The sequence below is a fragment of the Comamonas aquatica genome, from assembly GCF_018064205.1.
In the GTDB taxonomy this organism is placed as follows: Bacteria; Pseudomonadota; Gammaproteobacteria; order Burkholderiales; family Burkholderiaceae_C; genus Comamonas; species Comamonas aquatica.
In genome coordinates, this window is the sequence record NZ_CP072916.1 from 619,992 (window position 1) to 638,881 (window position 18,890).

Below are 18,890 nucleotides of genomic sequence, written 5' to 3' on the forward strand. Positions count from 1 at the left end.
CCAGAGCCAGAGCCAGAGCCAGAGCCAGAGCCAGAGCCAGAGCCAACCTGTGGACATGCATGCGGCATGCGCAAAAAAAAAGAGCTGTTCACGCGCGTCGTTGCTGGGCTAGGCCACGAAAAGATGGTTGGTGTAGTGGTGCTGGGCACAACGCCCAACCCACAACGCAGAACGCAGAACGCAGAACGCAGAACGCACGGCGTCTGTCTGCATGGGGGCTGCCGAAATGGCGTCGCGGCAGGCGCAGCGGCTGAGGCTGAGGCGGAGGGATGCCCCGCTGCGCGCTCAGCAGCAGCTTGCCTGCACACGACCGAGGTCTCGGCGTGGTGGTCGTGGTGGTGCAACCCAGGTGCGTTGGAAGGCGGCAGTGCTGTCGCCGCCGGGTGTTTGGGGCTGTCGTCCGCTGTGGGGTCATGCCGATCGCTGGGCAGGCTGCCAGGCAGCAGCACCGCACCTTGGTGCGTGGTGCCGATTGCCCTTGGTGCGGCTTGCCCGCCAGCCGGGCTGGAGGTCGGGCCGAGGGGGCAAGCCGCCAGATCGTCAAACTGGGGCTGTCTGGTGGCTTCTGTGTGCCTGCTAGGTCTCACGCAGGCACTGGCGCGGCGAGACTGAGGGCCAGGGGACTTCGTCCTGCAGCACCGAAGCTAGGGCGCGCAGTGCTGGAGCGCGGGGCTGGGGCGGCCTGGCGTGGGCTCAGCCGGCGCTGAAGCCGTCGTAGGCCAGGCAGGCAGCGGCCAGGTCCTCCAGCGCGCTGCCCACGGATTTGAACAGGGTGATCTCGTCCGCGCGGCGGCGGCCGGGGTGCTGCTGGCGGCACAGCTGCTCCAGCGTGGCGGCCAGCCGGTCTGTCGACCAGGCGCCTTCGGCGATGGCGCCCAGCAGGTCGCCGGCCTTGAGCAGGGCCTCGGTGGTGTCGGTGAACACGGTGGCGCGGCGCAGGCACTCGCCATCGCTTTCGCGCATGGCGGGGGTGAAGCTGCCGATCAGATCCAGGTGCGTGCCGGGCTGCAGCCAGGCGCCCTGGATCAGCGGGGCGGTGGACAGGGTGGCGCAGCTGACGATGTCGGCGCGGCGCACGGCGGCTTCCAGGTCGGGCGCGTGTTGCGCCGGCAGGCCCTGGGCACGCAGGTCGTCGACCAGGGCCTGGGCGCTGGCGGGGCTGCGGCTCCAGACCTCCACCGTGTCCAGCGCGCGCACGCAGCGGTAGGCCGTAGGCAGCAGGCGGGCGACGCGGCCGCTGCCCACCACCAGCAGGCGGCGCGCGTCCGGGCGGCTGAGCCAGCGCGCCGCCAGGGCCGAGGCCGCCGCTGTGCGGCGCGAGGTGATGGTGTCGCCATCCAGCACGGCCAGCGGCTGGCCGGTGCGCGCGTCGTACAGGATGTAGACCGAGTGCAGGCCGGGCAGCCCCTGGCGGGCGTTGCCGGGGAAGATGGACACGGTTTTGACGCCCAGGCGTTGGCCGGTCTGCCAGGCGGGCATCAGCAGCAGGATGCCGTCTTCGTCGGCGCTGCGCCCGGGGATGGCGTGGTGGTGGCGCAGCGGCACTTCGCAGCCGGTGGTGAACATCTGCTCCAGCGCCGGCAGCAGGGCGGTGAAGGGCAGGTGGTGCTCGGTCTGGGGCTGGGTGAGGATCTGCATGGCGGCGGTGCGGTAAATTTTCGTTTACGAAATATTAGGCGGCATGGCGCGCTGGGGGCAGGGGACTTACCCGGTGCGCACGGCGGGCTTGGCCCTACACTGGGGGCGCCCGCGCCGGGTTGCTGCCGCCGTCCTGCCATGACCTCACCCCACCCCGAAGCCGCCGCCCCTGCCGGCACGACCACCACCGAGGTGTTGGCGCACAAGCTGCGCCTGCTGCGGCGTGCGGCGCACCTGACCTTGCAGCAGCTGGGCGCGCGCAGCGGCATCGCCACCTCGACCCTGTCGAAGATCGAGAACGGCCAGCTCTCACCCACCTACGAAAAGATTGCCGCCCTGGCCCAGGCGCTGCAGGTGGAGGTGGGCGAGCTGTTCAGGCCCAGCCCGCCGGACGCTGGCGGCCCGCGCCGCAGTGTGACCCGGGCCGGCCAGGGGCTGGTGCACCGCACCGATCCGTATGTCTACGAGCTGCTGCACACCGACCTGGCGGACAAGCGCTTTGTGCCCCTGCTGGCCACCCTGCGGGCGCGGGAGGTGGCGCAGTTCCCGCAGCTGCTGCGCCACGCGGGCGAGGAGATGGTCTATGTGCTGCGCGGCACGGTGCACCTGCACACCGAGGGCGAGGCGCCGCTGGTGCTGCAGCCGGGCGATTCCTGCTACTTCGACAGCCGGCTGGGCCATGCCTGCGTGGCGGGCAGCGAGGGCGAGGCCCAGGTGCTGTGGGTGTCCTCGCACGGATTGACGCCGGACGCGGGCTGAGTGTCGGCGGCCTTGGCGGTGGGGCACCAACTGCCGGACGGGGCGCGCCTCAGGCTCACCACGGCATGCTCTGTGTGTTCTTGGTGGCTAGGCCCGCCTCTGGCTGGGTGCTGCGGGCCGTGCGGTGGGCGTGCCGTTTGGTCACAGGCGACCCAGGCGCCAGCGCGCAAAACGTCCGCAGAGTGCGCTGATTCAGCAATACCCGGTCCGGAACTTGAACGACTGGTGCCGCAACCCGCGCTGGTGGGCGCGCCAGACCAGGAGGTGGTCTGTGATCCGGCTGCCCCCCGCAGGTGCTGCCGGTGCGGGCTTGGAGCGGCCTAGCAGCGGCCCTGCCAGCCGCGTGGCCCACCCTGCCCCCCAGGCCGCGTGCGGCGTGAACAGCACAGCGCGGCAGGCGCAGTAAAACAAGGGATCGCAGGGGCGATGGCCCATGCTGTGGGCAAAGTAAAAGGTTTTAAAAGCAGAGCTACCAGCGCTTGCAGGATAAGGGCTGGCAGCGTTTTTGGGTAAAAACCTGGATCAGAAGCTGCCGCGGTGCACGGCCAGTCCGCCAAAGGACTGTTGCACCGGCATGATTTCGATGGCGTTCACGTTCATGTGCTTGGGCGCCTGGGCCACCCACAGCACGGTGTTGGCGATGTCTTCGGGGGTGATGAAGTCCACGCCCTCATAGACCTTGGCGGCCCTGGCCTCATCGCCGAAGCGCACGCTGGAGAACTCGGTGCCGCCGCACATCCCGGGCTCGATGTTGGTGACGCGCACGGGGGTGCCGAACAGGTCGGTGCGCAGGTTGCGGCTGAACTGCTGCACAAAGGCCTTGCTGGCGCCGTAGACGTTGCCCCCGGCATAGGGCCAGTTGCCGGCGGTGGAGCCGATGTTGATGACGTGGCCTCGCTTGCGCTCGACCATGCCGGGCAGGAAGGCGCGGGTCATGTGGACCAGGCCCTTGCAGTTGGTGTCGATCATGGTGTCCCACTGCGCCACGTCGGCCTGCTGCGCGGGGCCCAGGCCCAGGGCCAGGCCGGCGTTGTTGACCAGCACATCCACCTGCGCCCAGTCGGCGGGCAAGCGGGCGGGCAGTGCGGCCACGGCGGTGGCATCGGTGACGTCCAGTTCGATGGGCAGCAGGCGCTCGCCCAGCTCGGCCGCCAGGCTGTCCAGCTTGGACTTGCGGCGGGCGGTGGCGATGACGCGGTGACCCGCCTGCACAAAGCTGCGGGCCATGGCGGCGCCGAAACCGGCCGAAGCGCCGGTGATTAAAACGATCATGGTGTGGTTCTCTCTCTCATCAATACCAGGGGTGGGACATTGTCTCCAGTGGACCCTGGTTTGGGCAAGCGCGCCGCGTCGCGATGGGGGTATGGCGCAGACGCGAAGGGGCGGCCTTCAGGTGCCGAAGCGGGTGCCTGGCGTGGGGATCAGCAGGTGCACGCGGTTGCGGCCGGCGGCCTTGGCGTGGTAGAGCGCCTGGTCGGCCAGCAGGACGATGTCCTCCAGCGTTTGCCAGTCGCCCGGCAGACAGACATGCAGGCCGACGCTGATGGTGATGGGCCAGGCGCTGGTGTCGTGGTGGGCCGATACGGCGCTGCGCACCTGGGCGCACAGGCGCTCGGCCAGCACCTGGGCCTCGGCGCTGGCGGTGTGCGGGCAGGCAATCACGAACTCTTCTCCGCCGTAGCGGCCGACGATGTCGCTGGGGCGCACATGGGACTGCAGCACGCGGCTGATCTGCGCCAGCACCTTGTCGCCCTCGGGGTGGCCGCAGGCGTCGTTAACGCGCTTGAAGTGGTCCACGTCCACCATTAGCACGCTCAGCGGCGTGTGGCAGCGCTGGCATTGCTGCCAGACGTGTTCCAGGCTCAGCATCAGGGCCCGGCGGTTGGGCAGCTCGGTCAGCACGTCCACGTTGGCCATACGGTCCAGCAGCACCTGCTTGCGCTCGTGGCACATCATCAGAAAGCCGGTGGACTTGAAGTGCATGGCGATACTGAGGATGACGAAGGACAGCAGCAGCGGCGGGGTGGAGGCTGCCGTGTCGCGCAGCGTGAGCGACACCACCGGGGTGTGCAGGCGCAGCAGCAGGGCTGCGGCAAACATCAGGGTGCCCACGATCAGCACCATGGTGCCGCGGTTCATGGCTTCGGCGCGGCGCAGGGTCAGCAGGTACAGGGCCCAGACTTCGTAGCCCAGGAACAGGCAGCTGATGAGCTGCACGCGCAGCGACGCAGAGAGGCTGTCCAAGGACAACCCCAGCACGGAAACGATGGGCAGCACCACCAGCAGCGCGTACGGTGGGCGCAGTTGGTGGAAGCGGTGCAGGGCCCAGATCCAGCAGCTTTGCCCGCAGGCAAAGAAGCCGTAGGCCGCCAGAAACCAGCGCACGTGCCCGGCCGACGCCATCAGGCTGATCGACAGATAGGTCATGCCGTAGCACACCAGGGTGGCGGCCGTCTGCGGAGCGCCCTCGTGCCGGTGGGTGCGCCCCACGAATGCCACCATGCCGGCCGCAGTCACCGAGGACAAGGCGATCATGAAGGCAATGGTCATCAGATCCGGCATTTGCAACTCCCTGGCGCCGCAGACGCCAGCAAGGGTGGGGTGACACGCGTGTTCCGGCCATATCCAGGGGCTGGGCGCTGCCGGTCCGGCCTACCGGCGGCGCCAGGGAACTGCCAGCACCTTCACGGCCTAGCCTGGGATCGCGTACCGCGTGCTCAGGGTCCGGCGGTGGTCACCGGGTCCTTCATCCCAGCGACTGCAGGGGCTGCATGCCTTTCACCACAGCCTGCGCAATTCAGAAACCGAATGTGAACACGCACTACGCGATGTTTCCAAATTAGATTTTGTTTCGAAATGTGTCAATCGATGCGATGTAGTGAAAAGTCTTGACTTCACATCAGCCAGCACAGCGATTTGCCTCTGTGGCCTTGAACTGCACCGCCCGCCCACCGCCCACCGGCAGGCGCGCGGCGTGGCAGGTTGGCCTGGCGGCGGCCCGCGCTGCCGCTGTCCATAGCCGGGCTTACTGCGCCTGGGCCACAAAGATGTCGATGCGGCGGTTTTTGGCACGGCCCCAGGCGGATTCGTTGGAGGCCACGGGTTCGCGGGCGCCCCGGCCTTCGGTCTGTATGCGTGGGCCGCGCACGCCCTGGTTGAAGATGTAGTCGCGGGCGGCGTTGGCGCGGTTCAGGGACAGCGGGTCGTTGATGTGCGCGCCGCCCGTGCTGTCGGTGTGGCCGACGATGACGACGTGGGTGCCGGGATTGCGCCGCAGGCTGTCGGCAAAACTGTTGAGCACCGGGCGGAACTGGCTCTTGATGGTGGCGCTGTTGCTATCGAACGAGATGTCGCTGGGAATGGCCAACTGCAGCTGGTTGTCCGCCGTGCGCGACACTGTCACGCCGGTGCCGCGCGTGGCGGCTTCCAGCTCCTGGCGCTGGCGTTCCATGTTGGCCGACCAGATGTAGGTGCCCACGCCCCCCACGGCCGCGCCGATCAGCGCGCCCGTACCGGCCTTGCCGCCCGTGGCCTTGGCGATGCCGGCGCCGGCCAGCGCGCCAATGCCCACGCCCAGGGCGGTGTTGCGCTGGGTGTCGGTCATGGTTTCACACCCGGTCAGCGCGACGGCGGTGGCCAAGGCCAGAACGGCAGCGGTGGTATTTCGCAATGTATTTCTCCCTGTTACAAAATCGAAGAATCAAAATGTATAGCAATTCACTTCGAGCCAATAACAAAAAACCGCGGATTGACCAGGGGTTGGATGGGCCTCGGTGGCGCAGGGAATCGGTTTGACGGCGGGCAATGCGCTGACATACATTGCTTTCAAACCTCGCTAGAGGGGGAAGGGAGGCCGTGCATGCACAAGCAACATGAACACCATGTCCAGCCCGAAATGGCCTGGACCGACCTGTGGCCCGTGAATGCGCCTGCCAGGGCCACGGGCTGGAGCGAAACACTGCCCCCTGGGCTGTGTGTGGTGGTGGACGACACCGGCGACGAGGCCGCGCGCTGGATGCCGGTGCTGGCCGGCCATGCGCTGCCTGCCCACGGCCAGGTGCGCTGCGCCGGCGTCTGCAGCCAGGAAGACCCCCAGGCCTACACCGACCAGGTGTACTGGCACAACCCGCGCCAGCCGCTGCACGACCGTGAGATGTCCGCCCAGCAATGGCTGCAGACCCTGGCCAGCCACTGGCCCAGCTGGAGCGATGCAGACTGCCTCCAGCATTGCGAAGGCTTTGCCCTGCAAGCCCACCTGTCCAAGCCGCTGTGGCACCTGTCGACCGGCAGCCTGCGCAAGCTGGGGCTGGTGGCGGCCCTGTGTTCGGGTGCACGCCTGACCCTGATCGAGGAGCCGATCGCCGGTCTGGACAGCGACGGCATCCACTACCTGTGCCAGGCCCTGGACGCGCTGGAAGATCGCCTGGCCGATCCGACACAGCCCCCGCGCTGGGTGCTGGTGGCGCACTGGGAGCCACTGCCGCATGTGCTGTGGGACGAGGTGCTGGCCTTCCCGCTGCTGCCCGAGGCGGACAGCGCCCCGCAGGCCGGGCCGGGCGATCTGCACCGGCAGCAGAACCTGCTGTTCGACGAAAACCCCTGAGGAATCAACTGCCGCCTGCGCTGCGATCTCAGGCGCAGGCTTGGGTCGTCACGGCACGACGTAGCCCAGCACCGCGACGTAGTGCGCCAGGCTGCCGGCAATCACGAACAGGTGCCAGATGCCATGGAAATGGCGCACGCGCCCATCCAGCACGAAGAACACCACGCCAACGCTGTACAGCGCCCCGCCAGCGGCCAGCCAGGCAAAGCCCGCAGGGCCCAGGGCCTGCAGCAGCGGGCCGGTGGCCACCAGGGCGACCCAGCCCATCACGGCATAGATCACCAGAGAGCGCACGCGTGCCGCGTTGCGGGGCTTGATTTCCTGCAGCATGCCCAGCACGGCCAGGCCCCAGACCACGCCAAACAGGCTCCAACCCCAGGCCCCGCGCAGGCTGATGAGGCAAAACGGCGTGTAGCTGCCGGCAATCATCAGGTAGATGCTCAGGTGGTCGCACTTGCGCAGGATGCGCTTGGCCCGCCCGCGCACGCTGTGGTAGACGGTGGAGATGGCATACAGCAGCACCATGGCCGTGCCGTAGATGGCCACGCTGGTGATGGCCTGGGCGTCGGCACGCAGGCTGGCGGTGACGATCAGCCACGTCGCCCCTGTCAGCGCAAACACGGCGCCGACCAGGTGGGACCAGGCGTTGAAGCGTTCTCCGGGGTACATGCCTGCCATCTTGGCGGCGGCTGCCAGAAATGCAAGCCGGGCGATGGGCCATCGCACTGTCAGCGCCTGGCCGGGGGCGTTTGGCAGCTCAGGCGTGACAGCTGCGCAAAAAAGCCCGTGCAGGGAACGGGCCGTGTCAGGGGCGGATGCAGGTCTTAGAACGTGTTTACGATCTCCTGAGCAGTAGGGCCAGGAAAGCCAAGTGGACGAACTGCAGGCTGGTGTTCAAGAGCCGCTCGCAGTTCTTCCATAGCCTCCTGTTCTTGTCCAGCCACGCAAAGCTGCGCTCGACGATCCAGCGCTTGGGCATGACCTTGAAGGTGTGCAGCTCACTCCTCTTGGCGATCTGCACCGTCACGTGCTCGCCCACAATCTCCTGCACACCCTGCTCAAAAGGCTTGCCGGTGTAGCCGCTGTCGCACAGCACACTTTGCACTCGGCCCAGGTTGGGCTTGCAGCGCTTGAGCGCCTGCAGTGCCCCTTTGCGATCCGTCACCTCAGCCGTGGTCACCGCTATGGCATGCGGCAAGCCCTGGGCATCCACCGCGATGTGGCGCTTGATGCCCGAGACCTTCTTGCCTGCGTCATAGCCCTTCAGGGCCGCCGTGTCCGTGTTCTTCACGCTCTGCGCGTCCACGATCAAGAACGCGCTGCATGCGTTGCGCACCAGTTTCTCGCGGGCCGCGCCAACCTGTTTTTTTTAAAGCCTGCTCCAGCACGCTCACACCGTGCTGGTCAGGCTCACTCCACTTGCGCCAGTAGGCGTACACGCTTTGCCACTTGGGAAACTCCGGTGGCAGGAAGCGCCACTGACAGCCTGTGCGCAGCAGGTAAAGCACTGCGCAAAATACTTCATACAAGTCCACCGTCACCGGCTTCGTGGTGCGCCGCACGCTGCGCAGCAGCGGCTCGATCTGCGCAAACTTCTCTCTGCTGACGTCGCTGGCGTAGGGCTTTCTCTTCACTCGGCTATTGTCGAGTCATAGAAGGATCGTAAACACGTTCTTAGAGGCTGAGTGCCAGCACATCGCTTTCCACGCAGACGCCGTTGTCCAGGCTGGCGCGCACGACAAAGCCTTCGTCGATGGCCACCAGCTGTGCGCTGTCGACGTGGAAGCCCTGGTGGCCCTGGGCACTTTGGAACGTGAAGTGGCCGCGCAGCGGCAGGTCGGCGGCGCATTCCATGTCGACCTGGGCATGCTGCCCGGCCAGCCACTGGCGGGCGGATTGCAGCGTGGCAGCCACGGGCAGACAGTCGGCAGGGATGTCGATGTGGGCGGTGCGGGTGGTGGCATCACCGCTGAGGCCTTCGAGTTCGCCGATGGTGAAGAACGCCAGTTCAAAGCTTTGCGTGGTCATGGAGGCAATCAGATGCTATGAAAAAAGCGCATTGTGCGTCCACTGAATGCGCGCTGCAGCCTGGTTGGCGTGAAATTGCTAGGTCCACAAAGCACACAGCCCCGGCGCAAGCGCACGGGGCTGTGGGGCGGCCCAGGCTGGTGGCCTGGGCTCGGAAGCGGCGAACGCTTAGGCGCCCAGCTTCAGGGCACCCTTCATGATGAAGGAGTGGCCAGGGAAGGAGCAGAAGTAGGTGTAGTCGGTACCGGCCTTCAGCTTGGCCACGTCGATGGTCATGCTGGTGGTCTCGCCGCCGCCGATCACCTTGGTGTGGGCGATCACGCGGGTGTCACCGGCCTTCACGTAGTCGGCTGCAGCGCCGGCCTTCATGCCGTCGGCGGCCGTGGCCGTGGCGTCGGCGGTGGTGGTCAGCACCATGTTGTGGCCCATGGAGGACTTGGGCATCTTGCCCACGTGCTTCAGGGTCACGGTGTAGCTCTTGCAGGACTTGGGCACTTCAATGTTCTTCACATTGAATTGCATTTGGTCGTTACCTTCGACGGTCACGGCGCAGTCGGCAGCCATGGCAGGTGCAGCAATGCCACCAGCGGCCAGCAGGGCCAGCGTCATCAGAGTCTTTTTCATAGCGCGAATCCTTCCGAATCAATCAGTGAAGTAAGAGGTGCTCGGCAGACGTGAAGCCAGGGCTCCAGCTGTCCAGTCAACACTTATTTTGATGCTGAATTTACAGGTTTGGGTGAAATAGCCGCCTGCAGACTTAGATCGGGTCGATTTTTACCCCGGGACATGACGCGGATCAATAAATGCCGACCCCAGGGTGCCGAATCGCCGATGTGGGGTATTGATAAGTGAGCGTGTTGTGCTGATTCATCCAAGGTTTGACAGTGTTTTGTCTTTGAAACCGAAGTTTGAACTGGGCTAAACGCTCATCTTTTTAATAGCCTTTATGCCAATGCAGTTTCTGCACGGGCCTCCGGGGTGGTGCGGGCACGGGCCAGGGCCTGGATGCGCGCCTGGGTGGAGGCGAGGTCGAAGGGCGGGGCATCGGCGCCATCGCTGCCGCTGTCGGGCTGGCAGGTGTTGCGGCCGTCCAGGCACAGGGGTAGGTTGCCCAGCGCTTCGGGGCCGGACAGCGGGGTGCAGGCTTCCAGCTTGATGCGGTGCAGCCATTCGTCTGCCAGGTTGTAGACGTAGCGCATGGGCAAGGCCTGGCCTTGCAGCAGCTGGCCCAGGCTGTAGCGGCGGGCGTCCATGGTCGGATCTTCGGGCCAGTCGGGGTTGGGCTGGCCGTAGCGCTGGTCGGCGATCTCGAACAGGTAATCGTGGCGCGGGCTCCAGCCCATGGCGGCCTGGATCAGCCGGTGCAGTTGCGCCAGGTTGGTGCAGTCGCTGACCACTAAGCGGCGCCAGATGGCGGGTCTGATGTCGCACAGCTGGATGTGCAGTTGGTAGCTGTGGCGTATTTTGGGCATGGTCCTCTCCTCCTGGGGCGTGGCGGCGGTGCTGCGGCCTTGCCCGTGTGTTGGTTGTACCCCAGGCATGCAAGGCCGGTGGCGACTGCGGGTAAGTACTGGCTGCTGGTGTGCTGGGGTTTGGCGCGGCCCTGTGCACGCAGCGGGCGCTTGTGCTTGTGTTTGCGCACGGCCGTGCGCTGCATGAGATGGATGGTGCCTGGGTGCGGCTGGCCTGGCCCAAGACTGGGTGCAAAAAAAGGCACCCGCAGGTGCCTTGGTCACATGTGCTGGCGACGGCGTCAGTCGACGCTGGCGCCCGAGGCCTTGACCACGGGTTCGTACTTGGCGCGCTCAGCGGCCATAAAGTCACCGAACTGCTTGGCCGTGGTGGGCACGGGCTCGGCCATCAGGGTGGCGAAGCGCTTCTGGGTTTCGGGGTCCTTCAGGGCTTCGGTGAAGGCCTTGTTCAGCTTGTCGATCACGTCGGCCGGGGTGCCGGCCGGTGCCACCAGGCCCCACCAGGTGTCGATGGCGAAGCCGGGGATGCTCTTGGACAGCGCGGGCACGCCGGGCAGCAGCGGGCTTTCGGCGGCGGTGGTCACGGCCAGGGCCTTGAGCTTGCCGGACTTGATGTTGGCCGAGGCCGCAGCCAGGTTGTCGATGTTGAAGTCCACCTCGCGCGCCAGCAGGGCCAGCTGTGCGGGGTTGGCGCCACGGTAGGGAATGTGCACGGCGGTAAAGCCCAGGCCCTGCTTGAACATTTCACCGGCCAGGTGACCCGAGCTGCCATTGCCGCCGCTGCCGTAGCTGAGCTTGCCAGGGTGCGACTTGGCGTAGGCGACCAGTTCGGCGACGGAGTTGATGTTCAGTTCCTTGGCGCGTTCGGCGTTCATCACCAGCACGTTGGGCACGCGCACCATCTGGGTGATGGGGGCAAAGTCCTTGGCGGCGTCGAAGGGCAGCTTTTTGTACAGCCAGGGGTTCACGCCGTGGGTGGCGGTGGCAGCCAGACCGATGGTCTTGCCATCGGGGGCGGCCTTGGCAATGGCGTCCACGCCGATGTTGCCGCCGGCGCCGGGCTTGTTTTCCACGATCACGGTGCCCAGGCTGTCGCGCACGCGTTCGGCCAGGGCCCGCGAGGTGACATCCAGCGGACCGCCAGGCGCATAAGGCACGATCAGGCGGATGGGCTGCTCAGTTGCTTGGGTCAAAGGAGAGGCCATTGCTGCGGCAAGGGCCACGGAGGACAGCAGGATGTTTCGACGGTTCATGTCGGACATTGTGCAGGATTCATGTCGTCCAGTGATGGCGCGCAACGGGTTTTGGCTTTTTGTTGCAAGCGATTCGAGGAAGTCGCGCGTTTTGTGCGTGATGCGACGGCCTGCGCACTTTTGGTGCGCGCTACTACCAAGGCCCTGTGTTGTCCAGTACGGGGTTTTGTAAGTAATCGTAAGGCGCAGCAAAAAGGCCGCCACGGGCGGCCTTGGTGTAGCGCGGTGGCCCCAGATCAGTGGTCGGCAGCGCTGGTGAAGGCGTCGGCGAAGAAGGCTTCTTCGGGCAGGGCGCGCTGGCCGATGTAGCTGGTGCGCGCCGCATCCACCACGACGGGGGCGCCGCAGGCATAGACCTCGTGCCCGGAGAGGTCGGCAAAGTCATCCAGCACCGCCTGGTGCACATAGCCGGTGCGGCCAGTCCATTGGTCTTCGGGCAGGGCGTCGGACACCACGGGCACGTAGCGCAGCTGGGGCATGCGGGCCTGCAGATCCAGCAGCCAGCTGTGCAGGTACAGGTCTTCGGGGCGGCGGCCGCCCCAGTACAGGCTGACGGGGCGGGTGATGCCCTGGTGCTGCATGTGCTCCAGCAGCCCCTTGATGGGCGCAAAGCCGGTGCCGGAAGCCAGGAACACCAGGGGCTTGTCGGAGTCTTCGCGCAGGAAGAAGCTGCCAAACGGGCCTTCGACGCGCAGGATTTCCTTTTCCTTCATGCCGCCGAACACATGGTCGGTGAACAGGCCGCCCGGCATGTGGCGGATGTGCAGCTCCACGCCGGGCGTGGTGGTCTGCACGTGGGGGGCGGTGGCCATGGAGTAGGCGCGGCGCGAGCCATCGCGCAAGATGAACTCCAGGTACTGGCCGGCCAAGTACTTGAACACGGTGTTGGCGGGAAGTTGCAACTGCACACGCATGACGTCGTGCGACAGCTTGTCCAGCGCGCTCACGCGCACCGGCATCTTCTTGATGGGCGGGGCGTTGACGTCCGTCACCTGGCGCGACTCCAGCACCACGTCGCTGTGCGCCGTGGCGCGGCAGGTCAGCACATAGCCATCGGCCAGTTCCTGGGCGGACAGCGCCTTGTCGGAGTGGCTGTCGTGCGTGACCTCGCCGCTGAGCTTCTTGCACTTGCACGAACCGCAGGCACCATCCTTGCAACCATAGGGCAGGCCCACGCCGGCACTGATGGCGGCGGCCAAAATGGTCTCGCTGTCGGTGGCTGCAAATGCGCGGCCGCTGGGTTGCACGGTGATCTGGAAGGCGGGGGCAGTCATCTTCTGGCTATCCTTGGTGGTTGCTCCGCCAGCCCCTGCGTTGCAGGGCGCTGGCCTACGACAGACGTTACAAATGCAAGGGGCCGCAATGGTTGCGGCCCCTGCATGGCTTATCTATGGGGATGCCCGATTTTGCCTCCAAACCAATTTCCTCCGCGCGCACTGCCTGCCCGTTTTCGCCGCACGCGCGTGCTGATCGTCGGCTGCGGTGATGTCGGCCAGCGCGTGGCGCGCCAGTTGCAGGCCCAGGCCGGGCGCTCCGGCCGGCACGGGACGCGGGTGCTGGCGCTGACGTCGTCGCCCGACAAACGGCCGGCCCTGCAGGCCCTGGGCATCACGCCGCTGCTGGGCAATCTGGACGATGCGCGCAGCCTGCGCCGGCTGCGCGGCGTGGCGCAGCGTGTGATTCACCTGGCGCCCCCGGCCAGCCAGGGCGCGCGCGATGTGCGCACGGCCCGTTTGTTGCGGGCGCTGGGCCCGGCGCCACAGGCCCTGGTCTATGGCTCGACCACCGGGGTGTATGGCGATTGCGGCGGGGCCTGGGTGGACGAAACCCGGGCGCTGCAGCCAGGCACCGAACGCGCGGGCCGCCGCGTGGATGCCGAGCAGCAACTGCGTGCCTGGGGGCGGCGCAGCGGTGCACGGGTGAATGTGCTGCGCATTCCCGGCATCTACGCGCCGGACCGCGAGGGCGGCACGCCGCAGGGCCGCCTGCTCAAGGGGCTGCCGGTGCTGCGCCCGGCGGACGATGTGTTCACCAACCACATCCACGCCGACGATCTGGCGCAGGCCCTGCGCGCCGCCCTGTGGCGCGGCCGGCCCCAGCGGGTCTACAACGTGTGCGACCACACCGAGTTGCGCATGGGTGACTACTTTGATCTGGCGGCGCAGATCTACGGCCTGCCGCAGCCTGCGCGCCTGTCGCGCCAGGAGGCGCAGCAGGTGCTGCCGCCGATGATGCTGAGCTTCATGAGCGAATCACGCCGGCTGCGCAACACGCGCATGCTGCGGGAGCTGCGTGTGCGCCTGGCCTGGCCCACGGTGACCGAGGGGCTTGCGGCTGGTCAGGGGCGGGGGTAGGTATTGCCCTTGCCGTCGTAGCAACGGAACACATTGCAGTTGTAGCCGTCGGCCTTGGTGTCGGGCGGCTGCGGCCGTGGGGGGGCGGAGGCCGCCCATGCGGTGGCCGCGGCGGGTAGAACGGCCCATAGCTGGGCACCACCACCGGCGGGCTGCTGGGCGGCACCTGCACGATGACCGGCGGCTGGGGGCGCTGGGCCGCCTGCTCGGCCGCGCGGGCGGCGTCGCTTTGGGCCTGGGCGGCTTCGCGCTCGGCCTGCAGCGCCTGCTCGGCGCGGCGGCGTTCTAGTGCCTGCTGGTACTGGGCTTCCTGCTGGGCGCGCTCTTCCGGGGTCGGGGCGGGCAGCACCTCCTTGCCGCTCTGGCTGGGTGCGCAGGGGGTGCCGGTGTAGGTGACGCGCCCCTGGGCATCGGTGCAGCGGAACACCTGGGCCTGGGCGGGCCCGGCGATCCAGGCGCCCGCCAGGGCGCACAGCAGTGCCACGCCAGGGCGGCGGAACAGCGAAGCGGCAGGTGGGCACATTGACATAGATCGAACTTTGACCTGGAAACCCGGCGTGGGCAACAGAGAAGCACGGCATCTGCTGTCAGTGCGATGCCTTGCAGGGGTGTCGGTCAATGGTATCGTCAAGCGCTGGATGTGATGTTGTTTATGAATCTCTGCACGGCGCGCGGCCGTGCAGGGGCAGGAGTTTTCGCGTATGGCCGACAAGCCCACCCCCAGCAATTCCCAATCCGAGGCGCCCCCGGCCGAGCACGGCAAGCGCAAAGCCGCCGCCGGCGATGTGGCGGTGGGCCAGGATGCCAAGTCGATCGAGCAGTTCGTGGCCGGCCAGGCCACGCAGGCGGCACAAAAACGCCGGGTGGCTGCGGTGCTGAGCGTGCTGGACGCGCCGGGCACCGACAAGGAACGCGCCAAGGCGCTGCGCGCGCTGCTGGAAGGCTCCGACCCCGACGACCAGAAGGCGCTGCGCAAGGCCTTGAACAAGCTGGACGGCACCGGCAAGAAGGAGCCGCGCCCCAACCCGGACGAGGAACTGGCCAAGGACTGGAAGGAGGGCGGCTATCCGTATGCCAACCTGCTGCGCCGCTCGGTCTATGAAAAGGAGAAATTCCGCCTGCAGGTGGAGCTGCTGAAGCTGCAGGCCTGGGTCAAGGAGACCGGCCAGCGCGTGGTCATCGTCTTCGAAGGGCGCGATGCGGCCGGCAAGGGCGGCAGCATCAAGCGCTTCATGGAGCACCTGAACCCCCGCGGTGCGCGCGTGGTGGCGCTGGAAAAGCCTTCGCCGACCGAGCAGGGCCAGTGGTACTTCCAGCGCTACGTGCAGCACCTGCCCACGGCGGGCGAGATCGTGCTGCTGGACCGCAGCTGGTACAACCGCGCCGGCGTGGAGCGCGTGATGGGCTTTTGCACGGACGCGCAGTACCGCCAGTTCATGCAGGATGCGCCGCAGTTCGAGCGCATGCTGGTCAACAGCGGCGTGCATGTGATCAAGTTCTGGTTCAGCGTCAGTCGCAAGGAGCAGCGCCGCCGCTTCAAGGAGCGCGAGACGCACCCGCTCAAGCAGTGGAAGCTCAGCCCCATCGACCAGGCCTCGCTGGACAAGTGGGACGACTACACGCGCGCCAAGGAGGCGATGTTCTTTGAAACCGACACCGCCGATGCGCCCTGGACGGTGATCAAGAGCGACTGCAAGAAGCGCGCGCGCCTGAATGCCATGCGCTATGTGCTGCACAAGCTGGCCTACAAGAACCGCGACCTGGACAAGGTGGGCAAGCTGGACTCGCTGATCGTCGGCCGCGCCTCGGCCGTGTACGAGCGCGGCGAAAAGGCCGCGAACTGAGAGACTGCGAAAACAAGAGCGCCTGGCGCATGTTCTGCAAGCATTTCAACGGGTTAAGCCTTTGAAGTGCGCGCGGGTCAAGCGCTGTCAGCTATCAACTTTTGCCAACCACCCACAGCACCGGCCACGGTGCTGTTTGTTTTGGTGCGCAGCGGTGCAGGCTCAGCGCAGCGTGCCGTCCAGCTGCGCAAAGTAGGCCTGCAGTTCCGCGATCGCCTGGCGCACCTTGGCGGGTTGGGCATCGCGCTGCGGCGTCACTGCCCAGATGTCGAGCAGGCCCATCTCCCAGTCGGGCAGCAGGCGCACCAGGTGGCCGTCGCGCACGCGGTCGGCCACGTCGATGGCGGACAGCAGGGCCACGCCCAGGCCGGCCTCGCACAGCTCCTGCACGGCCATCTGGTGGTTGCTGTGCAGGTGCGGCAGCAGCTGCAGGCTGTACAGCGCCTGCGTGCCGCGGTGGCGCCACTGCAGGGTGCGCAGGGCATCGCCGGAACGGTGCAGGGCCAGCCAGTGCGCGCTGCTCAACTGTTCCGGGTGCTGCAGCGGCTGTGGCTGTGCGGCCACCCAGCGTGGCGCGGCGCACAGCCAGTTGGGGGTGCTGGCCAGCTTGCGCGCCACCCAGGTCGAGTCGGGCAGGTGGCCAAAGCGCAGGGCCACGTCCACCCGCGCCTGGATCAGGTCGATGGTGGCATCGTCCAGCAGCAGGCCCAGGCGCAGCTGCGGAAAGCGCGCCAGCCAGGCGCCCAGGGCCGGGGCCGCATGCCGGGCAAAGCCGACCGGGGCGGACAGGCGCAGCTCGCCGCTGGGCTGCTGGCGTTCGGCCACCAGCTCGGCCCGTGCGCGCTGCGCGGCATCGGCCAAGGTGGCGCACTGCACGTAAAAGCGCTGGCCGGCATCGCTCAGGGCGATCTGGCGGGTGGAGCGGTGCAGCAAGGTGACGCCGGCCTGGCGCTCCAGCTGGCGGATGTGCTGGCTCACGGCCGAGGGCGTCATGCCCAGCTGCCGGGCGGCGGCCGTCATGCTGCCCGCCTGCACCACGGCGGCGAACACGGCCATGCGTTTGAGGTCTTCCATGCCGCTATTGTGAAGCTGTACTTCAAAGTGTTGGTGCAATCTGCGTGGTTTTTGCCGGTTTCAGACCTTTAAACTTTAGCCATTGTTCAATTGCTAGGAGATAGCACATGCAAGTTGCTCTGATTGGTGCCACTGGTTTCGTGGGCTCGGCCCTGCTGGAAGAATTGCTGCAGCGCGGCCACGACGTGGTGGCCCTGGTGCGTGACCCCGCCAAGCTGGCACCGCGCCCGCATCTGAAGGTGGTGCAGGCCGATGTGCTGGACGCCGCCGCCGTGCGCGAGGCCGTGCGTGGCACGCAGGCCGTGCTCAGCGCCTACAACGCGGGCTGGACCAACCCGAACATCTACGAGGATTTCATGCGCGCCAGCCGTGCCACGCTGCAGGGCGTCAAGGACGCGGGCGTGTCGCGCTTTCTGGTCGTGGGCGGCGCGGGCAGCCTGTTTGTGGCACCCGGCGTGCAACTGGTCGATACGCCGGAATTCCCCGCCCCCATCAAGGCCGGTGCCACCGCGGCCCGCGATGTGCTGACCCTGCTGCAGACCCAGGACACCGGCCTGGACTGGAGCTTCCTGAGCCCCCCCATCGGCTTCCATGGCGGCTCGGCTGCCCAGTCCCAGGGCCGCACCGGCCAGTACCGCACCGGCCAGGATGCCCCGCTGATGCAGGCCGATGGCACACCGGGCGACATCTCGGCCGCCGACCTGGCCGTGGCCCTGGTGGATGCGCTGGAGCAGCAGGCGCATGTGCGCCAACGCTTCACCGTGGCCTATTGATGATCGCTGCCGGCCACTGCACGGGCCGGTCCCTGTGTTTGGCGCACCGCAGCGGCCCGCACCCTGTGGCCGTGCGCCCCTTGTTTGAACCCATGAATCTCTCCATGTTGCAACGTCGCCATTTTCTGCAAATGACCGCGGTGGGCCTGGCAGCCCCGTCGCTGGCGGTGTAGGCGGCCCAGCCGGCTGCCCTGCAGTGGACCCACTTCCCCGCCGATGAACACGGCTTCTCGCGGGCGCCCGTGCTGCTCAGCGGGGCCCGGGACGCCATCCTGGTGGATGGTGGCTTCACCCTGTCCGATGGCCGGGCCGTGGCCCAGGCCATCGCGGCGACGGGCAAGACGCTCCAGGCCATCTACATCAGCCAGAGCGATCCCGACTATTACTTTGGCCTGGCGCCCATCCGCGACGCCTTTCCCCAGGCGCGGATTCTGGCGGCCTCCGAGACCATCGCGGCGATTGCGGCGAATGTGGACAAGAAACTGGCTGTCTGGGGGCCGCAGCTCAAGGACAACGGCCCGCAGACCCGCGCCGACGTGGTCTTTGCCCAGCCGTTCGATGAGTCGGTGCTGATGCTGGAAGACCAGCGCATCGAGATCGTGGCCGCGCAGGGCCTGGCCAACCGGCGCTACCTGTGGGTGCCGTCGCTGCAGGCCATCGTGGGTGGGGTGCTGGTGTTTTCGGACCTGCATGTCTGGACGGCCGACACCCCCAGCGCTGCGGCACGCCGGGCCTGGCGTGACAACCTGGACGCCATGCTGGCGCGCCAGCCGCAACGGGTGGTGCCCGGCCACATGGGGCCCCAAGGCGTACTGGATGCCGGGGCCCTGCGCTTCACGCGGGACTATCTGCTGGCGTTCGAAGAAGCGCTGGCCCAGTCCTCCGGCAGTGCCCAGTTGATCGCCCACATGCTGCAGCGCTACCCGCACCTGCAGGGCAAGGTCTCGCTGGAAATCGGCGCCAAGGTGGCCCTGGGGGAAATGGCCTGGGGCTGAACAGGGGGTGCGCAGGCCAGCACACCCGGCGCCCGGCACAATGGCTAGACTGCGGGACCGGGCGGCCTTGTGGACAAGGCCGCTACGTGTTGACCAT

Annotated in this window: 19 protein-coding genes; 6 read left to right on the forward strand and 13 right to left on the reverse strand. The window is 67.1% G+C overall.

The window, feature by feature from the left end; all coding sequences use genetic code 11:
* Nucleotides 1-693: 693 nt before the first annotated feature.
* On the reverse strand, nt 694-1,638 hold the full coding sequence (lhpI, locus tag KAQ61_RS02905; RefSeq protein WP_210930434.1) for a bifunctional Delta(1)-pyrroline-2-carboxylate/Delta(1)-piperideine-2-carboxylate reductase: 945 nt from the start codon (nt 1,636-1,638) through the stop codon (nt 694-696).
* Between the two features lie 138 nt (nt 1,639-1,776).
* Between lhpI and KAQ61_RS02910 the strand changes: the two genes are divergently transcribed.
* Nucleotides 1,777-2,397, forward strand: coding sequence for a helix-turn-helix domain-containing protein (locus KAQ61_RS02910; RefSeq protein WP_210930435.1), 621 nt, complete (start codon nt 1,777-1,779; stop codon nt 2,395-2,397).
* 522 nt (nt 2,398-2,919) lie between these two features.
* Here the strand turns inward: KAQ61_RS02910 and KAQ61_RS02915 are convergent.
* The 3 genes from KAQ61_RS02915 to KAQ61_RS02925 all read right to left on the reverse strand — a co-directional run bounded on the left by KAQ61_RS02915 (nt 2,920) and on the right by KAQ61_RS02925 (nt 6,067).
* Nucleotides 2,920-3,669, reverse strand: coding sequence for an SDR family NAD(P)-dependent oxidoreductase (locus KAQ61_RS02915; RefSeq protein WP_210930436.1), 750 nt, complete (start codon nt 3,667-3,669; stop codon nt 2,920-2,922).
* A gap of 117 nt (nt 3,670-3,786) precedes the next feature.
* Complete coding sequence (locus tag KAQ61_RS02920) at nt 3,787-4,959, reverse strand: GGDEF domain-containing protein (protein WP_210930437.1); 1,173 nt, start codon at nt 4,957-4,959, stop codon at nt 3,787-3,789.
* A 463-nt stretch (nt 4,960-5,422) separates the two neighbouring features.
* Complete coding sequence (locus KAQ61_RS02925) at nt 5,423-6,067, reverse strand: YiaD family glycine zipper/OmpA-like lipoprotein (protein WP_476728542.1); 645 nt, start codon at nt 6,065-6,067, stop codon at nt 5,423-5,425.
* Between the two features lie 189 nt (nt 6,068-6,256).
* Between KAQ61_RS02925 and KAQ61_RS02930 the strand changes: the two genes are divergently transcribed.
* Entirely contained in the window at nt 6,257-7,000 is a 744-nt protein-coding gene (locus KAQ61_RS02930) for an ATP-binding cassette domain-containing protein (RefSeq protein ID WP_210930439.1), read from the forward strand.
* A 48-nt stretch (nt 7,001-7,048) separates the two neighbouring features.
* Here KAQ61_RS02930 and trhA read toward each other — a convergent pair whose 3' ends face one another.
* The 7 genes from trhA to KAQ61_RS02965 form a co-directional block, all read right to left on the reverse strand.
* Nucleotides 7,049-7,669, reverse strand: a complete 621-nt coding sequence (gene trhA, locus KAQ61_RS02935) for a PAQR family membrane homeostasis protein TrhA (protein WP_045267771.1) — start codon at nt 7,667-7,669, stop codon at nt 7,049-7,051.
* A 166-nt stretch (nt 7,670-7,835) separates the two neighbouring features.
* Nucleotides 7,836-8,634, reverse strand: a protein-coding gene (locus tag KAQ61_RS02940; protein ID WP_409819019.1) for an IS5 family transposase whose coding sequence is annotated in 2 segments (ribosomal slippage) — nt 7,836-8,360 and nt 8,362-8,634 — 798 coding nt in all. Because the reading frame shifts where the segments join, the coding sequence is not laid out codon by codon here.
* A gap of 40 nt (nt 8,635-8,674) precedes the next feature.
* Complete coding sequence (locus KAQ61_RS02945; RefSeq protein ID WP_210930440.1) at nt 8,675-9,028, reverse strand: hypothetical protein; 354 nt, start codon at nt 9,026-9,028, stop codon at nt 8,675-8,677.
* 168 nt (nt 9,029-9,196) lie between these two features.
* A complete protein-coding gene (gene azu / locus KAQ61_RS02950; RefSeq protein WP_042415445.1) occupies nt 9,197-9,652 on the reverse strand; it encodes an azurin in 456 nt (151 codons plus the stop codon).
* A gap of 320 nt (nt 9,653-9,972) precedes the next feature.
* Complete coding sequence (locus tag KAQ61_RS02955; RefSeq protein ID WP_210930441.1) at nt 9,973-10,500, reverse strand: plasmid pRiA4b ORF-3 family protein; 528 nt, start codon at nt 10,498-10,500, stop codon at nt 9,973-9,975.
* A gap of 281 nt (nt 10,501-10,781) precedes the next feature.
* Nucleotides 10,782-11,753 (reverse strand): Bug family tripartite tricarboxylate transporter substrate binding protein, encoded by a 972-nt coding sequence (locus KAQ61_RS02960; RefSeq protein WP_042415575.1) that lies wholly within the window; start codon nt 11,751-11,753, stop codon nt 10,782-10,784.
* 236 nt (nt 11,754-11,989) lie between these two features.
* Nucleotides 11,990-13,027: a CDP-6-deoxy-delta-3,4-glucoseen reductase gene (locus tag KAQ61_RS02965; protein ID WP_210930442.1), complete on the reverse strand. Its 1,038-nt coding sequence runs from the start codon at nt 13,025-13,027 to the stop codon at nt 11,990-11,992.
* 132 nt (nt 13,028-13,159) lie between these two features.
* Between KAQ61_RS02965 and KAQ61_RS02970 the strand changes: the two genes are divergently transcribed.
* Nucleotides 13,160-14,107, forward strand: coding sequence for an SDR family oxidoreductase (locus tag KAQ61_RS02970; RefSeq protein WP_244982965.1), 948 nt, complete (start codon nt 13,160-13,162; stop codon nt 14,105-14,107).
* Here KAQ61_RS02970 and KAQ61_RS02975 read toward each other — a convergent pair.
* Complete coding sequence (locus KAQ61_RS02975) at nt 13,995-14,636, reverse strand: DUF4124 domain-containing protein (protein WP_210930444.1); 642 nt, start codon at nt 14,634-14,636, stop codon at nt 13,995-13,997. The genes KAQ61_RS02970 and KAQ61_RS02975 overlap by 113 nt on opposite strands.
* Before the next feature lie 172 nt (nt 14,637-14,808).
* On the opposite strand from KAQ61_RS02975, the gene ppk2 reads away from it, so the two are divergent.
* Nucleotides 14,809-15,951: a polyphosphate kinase 2 gene (gene ppk2, locus KAQ61_RS02980; protein WP_210930445.1), complete on the forward strand. Its 1,143-nt coding sequence runs from the start codon at nt 14,809-14,811 to the stop codon at nt 15,949-15,951.
* Nucleotides 15,952-16,113: 162 nt separating this feature from the next.
* Here ppk2 and KAQ61_RS02985 read toward each other — a convergent pair whose 3' ends face one another.
* A complete protein-coding gene (locus KAQ61_RS02985) occupies nt 16,114-17,025 on the reverse strand; it encodes a LysR family transcriptional regulator (protein WP_210930446.1) in 912 nt (303 codons plus the stop codon).
* 107 nt (nt 17,026-17,132) lie between these two features.
* On the opposite strand from KAQ61_RS02985, the gene KAQ61_RS02990 reads away from it, so the two are divergent.
* Entirely contained in the window at nt 17,133-17,798 is a 666-nt protein-coding gene (locus KAQ61_RS02990) for an NAD(P)-dependent oxidoreductase (protein ID WP_042415466.1), read from the forward strand.
* Between the two features lie 242 nt (nt 17,799-18,040).
* Nucleotides 18,041-18,793 (forward strand): MBL fold metallo-hydrolase, encoded by a 753-nt coding sequence (locus KAQ61_RS02995; RefSeq protein ID WP_338026745.1) that lies wholly within the window; start codon nt 18,041-18,043, stop codon nt 18,791-18,793.
* Nucleotides 18,794-18,890 lie beyond the last annotated feature (97 nt).